Raw genomic sequence first — 13,282 nt, forward strand, 5'->3', positions numbered from 1 at the left:
AATAACTATAGTGTCCCTTACGGATAACTATAGTTGAACGCAAGAGTAACTATAGTGGAACGAAGTAATAATAAGCAATGAGATTAATAATATTAGGCAGAGAAAGAAATAACGATAGTATCTTGATGGAGAATTTTTGGCAATACCTTTCAACCGTATGCTTGATTCATTTTTGTATGGAAAAAGAAGATACCAGTTAAAGTGGCAGGGAACCTGGCAAGTTTTTTAAATAATGAACGAATAAAGTCCGAAAGCTTATTATCTTTGTGCCAATCTGTTAATTGAAAGTTTAATGAACTGCTGAAAATATCGAAAATATCAAAATGAAGTTCTGGGAATCAAATCATCAATCTGTTCAGGAAGGGGATATGCAATTTATTGCACTTTACAAATTCTACTATCAAGATTTGTATGCTTATGGAGTGAGTTTGGGGTTCAATACCGAAGATGTGAAAGATGCAATTCAAGAAGTATATCTAAAATTGTATTTCAATGAGCGCCTGTGTATTGATGAGAAGAAAATAAAATTTTATTTGTTGCGTTCGGTTAGGAATCAGCTGATTGATTGGGAGCGTACAAAGAAAGATACATCTTCTATAGAAGAAGAGGAAAGGAGTTTTAAATTATCCGTATCCGTTGAAGAAAGCTTTATTTCTGATGAAGAAGACTTATTACTGAAAAAAAGGGTGAATAGAATTCTTGATTTGCTGACAGATCATCAGCGGGAAATAGTCTATTTACATTTTATAGAGGAAATGCCTTATGAAGAGATTGCGGTAATGCTGGATATGAAAATTCAAACGGTGCGCGGACAAGTCTTTAAAGCGATGGAGAAATTAAGAAAACTGGATTCAAAAGATTATTTTCTGTTTTTTCTTATCTTATACCTGCATGGCGTTTCTGTCTTTAAATAATTGAAAAAGAGTATTGTATACGGAAGGTGGGGAGCGTAAACCTATACCTCTCTGCTTTTTTATTTATTTTTTTGAGGAAAAAAGGAGATGAAAGGCATACGAATCTCGTATATATAGTAAACAGGTCTTTAATTGAAATAAATAATGAAAGAATATTCATCATATACTACAGCCGATTTTTTGAACGATGATTTATTTCTTTTCTGGTATTATTCCGGAGAAGGAGATTATTATCGAAAAATCATTGCCGATTGTCCCGATCGTGAGCCGTATTTAAAAGAAGCGATGGAGAGACTGGCGGCGTTGAAGTGGGAAAAGCCGGTTTTACCCCCAAAAGAAGTGGATAATGCTTGTTTGAAACTGGAACAAGCCATTCAAAATCGGAAAATGTCTCAACGTAAACATCGATTGTATAAGATGAGATGGTGGAGCGCTTCAGTTGCGGCAGCTATTCTTATCCTGTTTGTTTCGGTAGAGGTTATTTGGAAAAGTGCTCCGGCAATTGATTATCTAGCTTTGTTGCAAGTGAATGACTCTGTGTTTATGAGTGGTAAAACGCAGCTTTTTGTTGACGATCAGTTGAAAGAAACTTTTGAAGGTAATCCGGATTTGGCTTACGATCAAATGATGACAGATGCTGGTGAAGGGGAATTTAATAAATTAGTTGTTTCGTATGGCAAACGTGCCCGTGTCACTCTTTGCGATGGTACGAAAATATGGGCGAATGCAGGAACGGTGCTTCTATATCCAACACATTTTGAGGATAAGAAGCGTGAAATATATGTAGATGGAGAAATATATATTGACGTGACTCCTAATCCGGAGAAACCTTTTATTATTAAGACGTCGGATATGGGAGTAAAAGTGTTGGGAACTTCTTTCAATGTTTCGGCTTATCGGGAAGATGTAGAGAAAAGTGTTGTGCTGGTTACAGGTAAAGTGGAGGTAACAGCATCTAATGGAGAATCTGTACGTATTTTACCCAATGACCGGTTCAGGCAATCCACTGATAAATATGTGGTAGATAAAGTGAATGTGGAGGATTATGTGTCGTGGAAGGAGGGACGATTATCGTTTAAAAACACAGAGCTTGGCGGAATACTCAAACAACTGTCCAGATACTATAACGTAAGAATTGATTATGATAAACAACAACAAATCACTTGTAGCGGAAAACTGAATTTGGACGATACGATCGAACAGATATTGAATACTATCACAGAAACGGCTCCTGTGGTAATAAGTAAGGAAAACAATGTTTATAAAGTAACAATAAAGAAAAAATAGCCTATGATTAATATGTGAAAAACCATACTCTAATTTATCCTTTTGAGAGGGAAAGGATACCAGCCAGTTTTATTCGTAATAGAATAGCCTTAAAATATTGAAGTATAATTTTAATTCTTAAACAGATGAATGAAAAACATCAAAAAAAGAATCACACTTGCCTAAGTGTGAGAAGGCCCTTTATATGCTTTTTTCTAGCATTGGGTGTGTTTCTGCTATCCGCTTTTCCTACTGAATTGTATGCCCAGAAGAAAACAATTACTTTGGACTATAAAGAGTTGGGACTAATGGAACTTTTTAAGAAGATAGAAGAAAAGAGTGATTATGTCTTTTTCTACTATGACGTATTGATAGATAAGGATGTGAAGGTTCCTGCACGTTTCAAAAACATGACAGTAGAGCAAATTCTGGATAAAGTTTTTGCTAACATGGAGCTTACCTATAGCATTAATAAAAAACAGATAACTATTAAAAAGAAAGTATTGCAGGAAAAAACGAAGAAAGAAGGTCAAAGCTCTATTGTAAAAGGAGTGGTATTCGACCAGTCTCGTGAACCGTTGCCCGGAGTTAGTATTGTAGTGCAAGGTACTAATATCGGGACCGTCAGTGATCTTAATGGTGCTTATTCCATCCATGTGCCTTCGGATGATTCGCAGATTATTTTCTCCTATATCGGTTTTGCTCCTATGACTTATTCGGCAAAAGAAATGAATAAGCTGGCGGAAGTGGTGTTGGTTGAAGATACAAAAACAATTGATGAAGTGGTTGTGGTGGGATATACGACCCGTACACGTGAGAAATTAATCAGTTCCGTCTCGACTATAAACAATCAGGAATTAGTTAAGTCCACAGTCCCCAATCTGGAGAATGCGTTGACAGGGCGTGTGTCCGGAGTCTTTTCCCGTCAGACCAGTGCTGAACCGGGTTCGGATGGTGCCGATTTGAAAATTCGCGGTTTTGGTTCTGCTTTGGTGGTAGTGGATGGCATTCCGGGAAGAAATTATAGTGATATCGATCCTTCCGAAATTGAGTCCGTTTCTGTATTGAAAGATGCATCGGCTGCCGCTGTTTATGGGATGCAGGGAGCAAATGGAGTTATTCTTGTAACAACCAAAAGAGGAGGAAAAAACAAACCGACGACATTGGATATCAATACACGCTTCGGATTGCAAATGTCGCATAACTATCCACAGCCCGCATCAACCCCGCTGTGGCAGACATTAGTCGGTGAATATTATGCTAATATGAAATTGATTAATGATAAGAACGCGGTGATTACTCCCGCTGATATGGCTACACGTGACTATGCTTATAATACCAATTGGTATGAGGAAATGATAAAGAACGCTCCTATCACCCAGTCCAATATCAATATTTCGGGAGGCACAGATAAAGTCAGTTATTTTATTTCAGCCGGCTATTTATATCAGGGAGGTATTTGGTCAACAAATTCTACTGATAAGAATCGTTTCAATTTCCGTAGTAATTTGGATGCGGATATACTGAAAAACTTGAAGTTATCTGTCGGAGTGGGAGCTGTCATTAACAGTCTGAATTATCCGAGATCCGCTTCGTATGAGATAGCCCGCAAAATGAAAGATATGGCTCCGAATATTCCGGTAAAGTGGCCGGGGCATGACGACTATTATGCTTTTGGTGGGGAAGGCACGGTGAATCCGATGGCATTGGCGGATAAAGAGGCATCCGGATATTCCAAGAAAATAGCCAAGAATCTGAATGTGGATTTTTCTTTGGAGTATAAGGTTCCCTTTGTAGAGGGGCTCTCTTTGAAGGCTACGATGGGATATACGCAATCTGATTCGTGGAATAAGAACTGGAATATGAATATCGTTTATATGGGCTATCGGGAGGATGCGCAGGAATATTATGAGAGTGTTTCCGCCTCTAATGCCAATAAAGCAAGTTTGAGTTTGGAAGATGGTTTTTCCTATAATATAACCGGACAAGGTTTTATCAATTATATCCGTTCGTTCGGGAATCATAATATAAACAGCGGACTGGTCTTTGAATTTTCGGATGCGGAAAACCGTTCTACTGTTACGTCTCGTGGGGAATTTCCTTCTACTGTGTTGGATATGATGGCGGGTGGAATTGCCAATAAACAAGTGACAAATAGTGAAGTTTTCCGTAAATACAGGACGGCTTCTTTCATCGGTCGTTTCTCTTATGATTACCGTTCCAAGTATTTTGTCGATTTCAACTTCCGATATGATGGTGCCCAGTATTTTGCCGATAAGTGGGGCTTCTTTCCCTCTGCCTCTGTAGGATGGATGCTGACAAACGAAGAGTTTATGAACCCGTTGAAGGAAGTCTTGAATGAGTTTAAAATTCGTGCCTCCTGGGGAGAATTGGGTGACTTGTCGGCTGCCAGTCAATATTATGCCAATAATGAGCAATACTATTTTCAAAGCGGCTATCAATACCCGGGTACTCCGATGAATTTTGGCGACCGCATCATCTATGGATTGAACCCCACTTTGAATCCTAATCCGGATTTTACATGGGCTACATCATCAATGATAAATGCAGGTGTTGATTTTAAGTTGTGGAATGGCTTACTTAGCGGATCGGCAGATGTGTTCTATCGTCAGCGTAAGGGACTTCCGGCACAAAAGGCCAATGATAATGCAGGAGCATTAGCCACTTGGTATAACTTAGACCATGACAACACCCGTGGTTTTGAATTTTCATTAAATCATCAGCATAAAATAGGAGAAGTCAACTATTTTGTCGGAGGAAATATGTCGTGGTCCAGGACTCGGAAAGGGAACATTGAGCACGGAAGATTTACAAGCGGTTATGACGAATGGAAATGGAACACTGAAGGACATTGGAATAACGTACGTTGGGGATATAACTGTATTGGACGTTATCAGTCGTATGGAGAAATAGTTAATGCGCCCATGCATAATAATTCGAATAATAACAGTGCCATATTGCCGGGTGACTTAAAGTATGAAGACTGGAATGGCGATGGCTATATTGATGATTATGACCAACGTCCTATCGGAAGAAATGCTTATCCGGAGTTGGTATATGGTATTAACCTGGGACTTTCCTGGAAGGGAGTTGATTTCTCCATGTTCTGGCAGGGAGGAGCATTGTCGGACTTCCAGATCGGTGCTTTCGATATGGATGCTTTCCAGGAAGGGGCTACCAACCTGAACACTTGGGAATATTTCGGCGATCGTTGGCATCGTGCCGATTATACTGATCCGAATTCAGAATGGATACCCGGGTATTTTCCTGCGGTCCGGGATTTTACATCAGTAACGATCAATCGTCTAAGTTCTAATTTTTGGATGTGGAATGGAAGTTACATTCGTCTGAAAAATGTGGAATTGGGATATACTTTGCCACAACGAATTACCCAGAAGGCTAATATCAAACAGTTGAGGATTTATGCGAATCTTTATAACTGCCTGACCTTCTCCTCACAGAAATTCTTTGATCCGGAACAGCTTGAAAGTCAGTATTCGTTTGCCAGCTATCCGCAAATCATGTCATTTAATGTAGGTATAAATCTTAAATTCTAACAGGTTATGAAAGTAAAATCTATCATATATATGGTATTGGCATTGAGCTTGTGCTGTGGATGTAGCGATTGGCTTACTGTCGATTCGAAAACCATTCTTAGTGAAGAGGACATTGCCAAATATCCCGAACTGGCAGAAGCACAGTTCTTATCCAATTATGCGGAATTACGTAAATCAATCCATTGTATCGGTGACGGAGCAATGTCGTACAGGCAACATCATCTGGATGCTTTTACCGATGATGGAGCGAGCAATATTACCTACGAGAATGGGGTCATGAGAAATAACACTCCGGGTACTGTTTTTGGAGGAGTCTTTTCTCAAAGCAAAGGTGAAATATTTGAGGCGGTATGGAATTATAAGACAATCAATATTGTTAATAAGTTTATCGCCACTTATAAGAATTCGGATAATGAAGGGGTGTTGAGTACAGTCGGTGAGGCTTATTTTATTCGTGCTTATCTGTATTTTGAGATGGTGAAACGATATGGGGGCGTGCCTTTGTATTCAAGTCCGTTGGATGATGTAAGTTCCATCAACAATCGTTCTACAGAGGAAAAATCCTGGGATTATATAAAAGATAACTTGGACTCGGCTCTTGTATTGCTTCCGAAAGTACAGCGTATTGCAGCAGAAGATCGTGACCGTGCCAATCGGTATACAGCTTTGGCGTTGAAGTCGAGGGCTATGTTGTATGCGGGGACTATTGCTAAGTATGGAAAAGTTTCAAATAATAGTTTCCAGGGAATCCGCAAAGAAATGGCGAAAACATATTTATTGGAAGCGGCAAAAGCAGCAAAGGAAATCGTTGATGATGGTAAGTATGCGCTCTCTACTGAATTTGGCGATTTGTTTAATGGAAAAGATGAAAATAATAATGAGATAATTTTCCGTTTTGCTAACGTTGCCAAGACAGGAGTAGCTGTATATGAAGATTACTGGTACCAATCTTATCGTATCAAACGGTCTAGTTATTGTGCCTTTATGGTTCCTCCTTTAGATGTTGTCGAACAATTTGAAACATTAGACGGCAAGATCCAGCCATTGGATTATGCCGCTTCAAAGAATAATCCCGAAGATTTTTTTGCAAACCGTGATAAACGTCTGGATGCTACTGTTATTTATCCGGGAGGAGAGTTTTTGGGAGAACGTTTCTCTATTTACCGGAAAACACTTGTGAAAAGGACAGATGGAACTACTGAAGAATATTCTTATGAAAAATCAGAAGATTGGATGGGAGCAGGGAAAGTGCCCGGTCACGAAAAATACATGAAAAGTGGAGCAGATGGTATCTTCTTGAACCTTTCTGCCGCAGGAACTACTAACTGGGGATTTTTTCTGAAAAAAACACTTTATGGAGTGAAGAGGCTGGATGATTATCTTATACAAGAAAACGATCAGGATGCAGTCGTTATTCGGTATGGCGAGGTTATTTTAAATTTGGCTGAAGCTGCCGTTGAGCTTTCAACCTATGGAGTGAATGACTATTTAGCGGTTGCCCAAGTCGCTTTTGACCAATTGCGTAGTATACATGGAGGATTGCCTGCCAAAACGATGGACTTGGAGGTTGTACGGCATGAACGCCGGATAGACTTGATGTATGAAGGATTCCGTTATTGGGACTTGAAGCGTTGGCGCATTGGGGAAGAAAAGATGCACAATAAAACGTTGAAGGCTCTCTATCCCATTCTTCATATCGATGAAACAACTTCTCCTGCCTCCGTTTATTATACGTTGGAGAAAGTAGAAGCACCGGATTTGGCTACGAGAGTGAAATGGTTCGAGGAAAGAGACTATTATTGTCCGCTTCCTTTAAGCAAAAGCCCGGGTATCGTGCAGAATGACGGTTGGAATTGATAACCCTAAAAGAAAAGAATATGAATAGAGCTAGATTATATATAAATATCAAACTGTTACTTTTAGCAGTGTTAACACTGAATCTGTCAGGGTGTGAGCTTGACGAACGTGTGGACGATTTGACCGGTGGCTACGAAGGCGCTTTTATTGACAGGCTGACCGGTGAAAAGGTGGCTACCGAATATTATGGAGCTAAATTAAAGTTACTTGATCTGGAGTATGGAAATGTAGCGGTTCCCTTGGAGTATAACACACTTCCTGAAGGAACATATCGCAATACCAAAGTATATCCTTCCCGCTATAAAGTATGGGCGAACGGACCGTTCTTTGAGTTGGATACCATTTATGGTGATATTCGTAGTTTGAAGAAAATGGACTTGATTGTTACCCCTAATGTAACATTGAAAATCAAGAAGGTGGAAGTGTTGTACGGCATTACAGCGAACGTTACTTTTACTTATCAGGTAAATGACGAACGCTCCAAGAATCAGGAAATAGGATTGGTATATGGCAAAGAGCAATATCCCGGACAACGTACGGCTATGAATGAAAGCGAAAGCGGTTCACATACTTACAAACGAATAAAGAAGAATTTGACAGAATTGTCGGGAGAATTTACGGAGACTCTGTTCTTAAACCCTAACAGCACATATTATCTAAGAGCTTTGGGACGTACGGAATCAGCAGGAGATTACTGGAATTATTCAGAACAGACTGTGATTAATACGACAGATATTGATTTGTCTTCCTTACCGATTGAAGCCGCTGTCGGAGTAAGTAGTGCCACTTCTGCTGTTTTGCAGTGGGCATTTCCTCCCGTTGTTGACGAGATAAAGGTTTCTTATACGGATCGGGATGGTGAAGAGGTGATGGATAAATTTAAACCTACGGATTATTCATACGTTGCCAATTTGCCTCATAATAAAAAGAGTACAATCAAAGTACAACTTCTGGCGAAAGGAGTTGCCGGTCCGGAACAAACGATTGAAGTACAGACTAAATCTTTGATGGATAAATATGTACCTGCCTCAAACACCCGTCCGGAAAATGTTCCTTTCTACAATGATTCGGAATTTAAAAAATCATTATCCGGTGAATGGGCATTGATATATGGTCCTACAATCGGCGAAGACTGGTCCACTACCGATTTACGTTTTGAATATTTCGATTGGTGGGACACATGGTTGATAGGATTTGCCGACCGTATGCCTGCTTGCCAGGATATAGAGAACTTTAAATCACTGACGATTCAGGGAGAAATACAAACATTGGTTGATATTTTACCTTTTGTTAATCTGGAAACACTTTCTATCATAAAGGGTAAAGGTTTCTCGGTGGATAAAACGATTAATCCGAAAGTTGACCTGACAGTTCTGAAGAAACTGAAGAAACTTAACACAGTTATTATAGGACCGGATGTGCCGCTTACTAAAAAGAATTTTGATGATGCGGGACTTACACATCTGACGATTACCAACTAGGTCGGTAATCACACTACTCCCTTTGACAAGCGAATGTGTCTAGTGGGTAACATCGGATACATTCGTTTTTTAAAAGAAATATATAAATGAAAATATAAATAGTATGTGTAAGATTAAATGTTTATTTCTACTGATGTTGATCGTATTGTGTTCTTCCTGCAAAGAAAGTACAGAAGATGAAAAAGCGATGCAACAGATGGTGGAACGTTTATTTCCGGAGTATGCTTCCCAATTTAGTTTTGAACAATCGGAAAAGATTGATAAAGATTGGTATGAAATAGAAGCGCAAGGAGGAACAGTACGAATACGGGGAAATAACGCAAATTCGATGGCTGTAGGGCTGAACTATTATCTGAATCATTACTGCCTTACCTCTGTTTCCTGGTATGTGAACGATACGGTGGAGATGCCGGAAGTATTACCCATGCCACCGGCAAAAATAACTTCGACTGCCCGTTGCAAGAACCGATTCTTTCTTAATTACTGTACCTTCGGTTATACAATGCCATGGTGGACATGGAAGGATTGGGAACGGTTGATAGACTGGATGGCTTTAAATGGAATCAATATGCCTTTGGCAATCACCGGACAAGAATCTGTCTGGTATCGCGTATGGACGAAATTAGGATTGACGGATGAGGAAATACGGAACTATTTCACAGGGCCTGCTCACTTGCCTTGGCATCGTATGTCTAACCTGGATTATTGGCAGGGGCCTCTGCCTAAAGAATGGCTGGATACACAAGAAGCATTGCAGAAACAAATCGTAGCCCGTGAACGTCAATTTAATATGCGCCCCATACTTCCTGCATTTGCCGGACATGTACCGTCGGAACTTAAAAGAATCTATCCGGAAGCTAAGATTAGCCGGATGAGCTCTTGGGGAGGTTTCGAGGATAAATACAGAAGCCACTTTCTGGATCCGCTTGACCCATTGTTTGCAACCATACAGAAAGAGTTTCTGGAAGAGCAAACTAAGTTGTTCGGAACAGACCATATTTATGGGGCAGATCCTTTTAATGAAGTAGCCCCTCCAAGTTGGGAACCGGAATTTTTAGCCAATTGCTCGAAGCATATTTATCAATCGATGACGCATGTCGATCCGGATGCTACTTGGTTACAAATGACATGGTTATTCTATATTGACCGACATTTATGGACAAACGAACGGGTAGAAGCTTTCTTGAAAGCAGTCCCTCAAGATAAACTGTTGCTACTGGACTATTATTGTGAGAATACTGAAGTCTGGAAGCAGACAGATCGGTATTTCGGGCAACCATATTTATGGTGCTATTTAGGAAATTTCGGAGGAAATACAATGCTTGCCGGAAACACCAAAGAAGTGGGGAAACGAATCGAAAATGTATATACCAATGGTGGAGAAAACTTTTCGGGACTGGGTTCTACTTTGGAGGGGTTTGATGTAAATCCTTTCATGTATGAATATGTTTTCAGTAAAGCATGGGATTGTAATCTGCCGGACTCTGTATGGATAGAACAACTGGCAGACAGGCGAATTGGCTTGAGAAACCAACAAATGCGTCGGGCATGGAAATTGCTTTATGACAGTATTTATACAGTACCAGCTGCTTTGGGACAAGGGGCATTGATGAATGCGCGTCCTTGTTTAAAAGGAAATGGCAATTGGACAACTACGCCTACGGTAGCGTATTCTAATGAAACTTTGTTTGAGGTATGGGAGATGTTGTTGAAAGCCGGAGAACATCGACATTCTGCTTATGAATATGATGTTGTTAATATAGGAAGGCAAGTGCTGGGGAATTATTTCGGGAAGCTTCGCGATGAATTTGCGGAAGCTTATTCCCGGAAGCAATTACCGCTATTAAAACAAAAAGGAGCTGAAATGAAACAACTACTGCGTGATGTTGATACTTTATTAAGTACACAATCTTCTTTTTTACTGGGAAAATGGATTGAAGATGCCCGTTCATTAGGTACAGACGAAGTTTCTAAAAACTATTACGAAGAAAATGCCCGTACTATCGTTTCAACCTGGGGAGATAAAGATCAGAGTTTAAACGATTACGCAAATCGTACTTGGGGAGGTTTAGTATCGGGATATTATGCGCCTCGTTGGGAAATGTTTATAGATGAAGTTATTCGCTCTGTTTCTAACAAGCAGCCGTTTAATGCTGATGCTTTTCATCAAAGAGTGACGCAGTTTGAAATTGACTGGGTCAAGTCACATGAACGTTATCCTTCCGAACCGGTTGGTAATGTTGTTGAGATTGCTACTTTATTGATGAATAAATACAAGGATTCAATTTTAAAAGAAAAACACAATGAGAATAATTAGTTATATTTCAAGTATAATCATCGCTTTTTCTGCATTGGCTATCATGAGCGGATGCAAAGATTCGGAAGTTGTTGATGACGGCTTTCGTACAACAATGGCTAAAGCCTCTGATGTGAAATTAAATAAAGTTGCCTATTGGCCGGGAGATCCTGTAAATTGCTCTTTTACCTTGAAAAATGAAACGAACTATCCGATGGATATTCGTGAAGTAAAAGTGGTGATTCAGAACTTGGATGATGGAGGGTGTGTATTGACAGAAAAGTCTGTTGCTTCCCATATTCAAATAGAACCGGGACAATCTGTTCCTGTGGATACCGGGACACTGTATACCCTTCCAGCTGCATTAAAGCCTTCTTCCTTCTGTGCTGTCAAGTTCCTGTTAGATTTTGAAGATGGGATAACCACTACAATTGACGGAACATATTTCAGAGCTGTCAACGAGCAGTCGCTGTTGACTTACGATATTCAAAAGTTAGATTATCAGGGACTTCCTGTTTATCGTCAGATAGGAGATATGAGTGCCGGGTTCGGTGTATTAAAAACGATAGTTGCTTTCGATCAGGGAATAGCTGCCACCATGGAGGAGGCTCCGCAGGGTGGTACTTATCCGGTTGCGCCTACTCCGGAGTTTTTGCAACGTTCCGTTCGCAAAACTGTTGAGCTTTACAATTCGGAGATCGGAGCTGCCACAAAGATAAAGAGAGTGGTGATTGGAACGGGGATCGCATCTGTTTCTTACTTTGCAACAATGATGGGGGCAGCCTATTTACCTATTCATTATCTGGTATCGGTTAATTCTGCTTCCGAAGTACAAGCTATACTCGATTATTCCAATCAAAATGGATATGCCTCTTATGCCACATTGGGTTATGACGGTTCTATGCCCGGAGTGGGAGTTGCCTGGATAAAATTATTGGATTTGCCGGAAGAATATAAGCAATTTATAAAAGATCATCAGGTAGAAGAAGTTTATATTTATGGAGTAGGTCAGGAAGGACATGGAGAGTCTTATTCCCGAAGGGTTTTGACGCAGAATACAATTACCGATGAATATGCACCTGGTTCTTTATATATATTGTATACTAACTTTGGTTCGGATGCTGATATTGACGCACTGAAACATCGGTTGTATGACTATAATCAGTTAAAATTGGGTGAAGGACAGTATATCTCTGATTGGGAAAGTGGAATTGTCGATGATCAGATAGCCAATATATCCGGCTCTGCGCAAGCGATGGCAAATGTGAAAGCTTATACGATTGAGACTGATGATATGATGGCTTTGTACAATATATCTTCTTTCCTGACGCTTCAATATATAAAAAAGAATCAAAGCAAGTTGCAGGCACCTTTTGTGAATGGAGTTATTTTTAACGAGTATCTTACGAATCACCCTCAATATGAAGCGTTTGTTGGATATGTACCTTTATTATATTGGCAATTTAATTCGGCGGCTTCTACAGTAGAACGTATTGATGGTTATCTGAAGTCAGCTATTGCCGGGTATTTTCCTGATGTTGTTGATCATTTGTATGAGGGATCTTTCTATCTGAATTCTAATATGAGACGCTATGAGTTTTATGACGAGCTGACAGCAAGAGGTGTCACTTCGGAGAATATTAGAATTAGGCAGAGTGTAGATAAATGGAATCCGGAAGATGATGGAGAAACGGAAGAGTATTTGGGACGCATTAATCATAAAATAGGTTCGGCTGAAGAATTTGCTTATGATATAATTGAACGTATTGGAGTGCAGAAGTATCGGAATACGGTTAAGTCGATGGAGTACCTGACATTGGAGGAGCTTCGTACTATTTGTGCACAGGTTGGAAATATGAGATTAGTAGAACATTGATATAACATCGGATT

Annotated in this window: 7 protein-coding genes; all 7 read left to right on the plus strand. The window is 39.9% G+C overall.

Translation table 11 applies throughout. The annotated features are described in order from the left end of the window. Window positions 1-323: 323 nt before the first annotated feature. The 7 genes from BXY_RS14485 (at window position 324) to BXY_RS14515 (ending at window position 13,268) form a co-directional block, all read left to right on the plus strand. Window positions 324-914, plus strand: a complete 591-nt coding sequence (locus BXY_RS14485; protein ID WP_004297236.1) for an RNA polymerase sigma factor — start codon at window positions 324-326, stop codon at window positions 912-914. Between the two features lie 144 nt (window positions 915-1,058). After that, on the plus strand, window positions 1,059-2,201 hold the full coding sequence (locus BXY_RS14490; RefSeq protein ID WP_015532299.1) for a FecR family protein: 1,143 nt from the start codon (window positions 1,059-1,061) through the stop codon (window positions 2,199-2,201). Between the two features lie 287 nt (window positions 2,202-2,488). After that, window positions 2,489-5,758: a TonB-dependent receptor gene (locus BXY_RS14495; RefSeq protein WP_243442493.1), complete on the plus strand. Its 3,270-nt coding sequence runs from the start codon at window positions 2,489-2,491 to the stop codon at window positions 5,756-5,758. A gap of 6 nt (window positions 5,759-5,764) precedes the next feature. Then, entirely contained in the window at window positions 5,765-7,615 is a 1,851-nt protein-coding gene (locus BXY_RS14500; RefSeq protein ID WP_015532300.1) for a RagB/SusD family nutrient uptake outer membrane protein, read from the plus strand. A 20-nt stretch (window positions 7,616-7,635) separates the two neighbouring features. Continuing rightward, window positions 7,636-9,096 (plus strand): DUF3823 domain-containing protein, encoded by a 1,461-nt coding sequence (locus BXY_RS14505; RefSeq protein ID WP_134992994.1) that lies wholly within the window; start codon window positions 7,636-7,638, stop codon window positions 9,094-9,096. 103 nt (window positions 9,097-9,199) lie between these two features. Further along, window positions 9,200-11,413 carry an alpha-N-acetylglucosaminidase gene (locus tag BXY_RS14510; protein WP_229097043.1) on the plus strand — a complete coding sequence of 738 codons (2,214 nt, stop codon included), beginning with the start codon at window positions 9,200-9,202 and terminating at the stop codon, window positions 11,411-11,413. Beyond that, window positions 11,400-13,268 (plus strand): hypothetical protein, encoded by a 1,869-nt coding sequence (locus tag BXY_RS14515; protein ID WP_015532302.1) that lies wholly within the window; start codon window positions 11,400-11,402, stop codon window positions 13,266-13,268. The genes BXY_RS14510 and BXY_RS14515 overlap by 14 nt, the downstream gene beginning before the upstream one ends. Window positions 13,269-13,282 lie beyond the last annotated feature (14 nt).

The sequence above is a fragment of the Bacteroides xylanisolvens XB1A genome (assembly GCF_000210075.1).
GTDB classification, from domain to species: domain Bacteria; phylum Bacteroidota; class Bacteroidia; order Bacteroidales; family Bacteroidaceae; genus Bacteroides; species Bacteroides xylanisolvens.

Coding starts and splice junctions, on each gene's coding strand:
- BXY_RS14485 (WP_004297236.1), top strand. CDS start 324: ATGAAGTTCTGGGAATCAAATCATCAATCTGTTCAGGAAGGGGATATG.
- BXY_RS14490 (WP_015532299.1), top strand. CDS start 1,059: ATGAAAGAATATTCATCATATACTACAGCCGATTTTTTGAACGATGAT.
- BXY_RS14495 (WP_243442493.1), top strand. CDS start 2,489: ATGGAACTTTTTAAGAAGATAGAAGAAAAGAGTGATTATGTCTTTTTC.
- BXY_RS14500 (WP_015532300.1), top strand. CDS start 5,765: ATGAAAGTAAAATCTATCATATATATGGTATTGGCATTGAGCTTGTGC.
- BXY_RS14505 (WP_134992994.1), top strand. CDS start 7,636: ATGAATAGAGCTAGATTATATATAAATATCAAACTGTTACTTTTAGCA.
- BXY_RS14510 (WP_229097043.1), top strand. CDS start 9,200: ATGTGTAAGATTAAATGTTTATTTCTACTGATGTTGATCGTATTGTGT.
- BXY_RS14515 (WP_015532302.1), top strand. CDS start 11,400: ATGAGAATAATTAGTTATATTTCAAGTATAATCATCGCTTTTTCTGCA.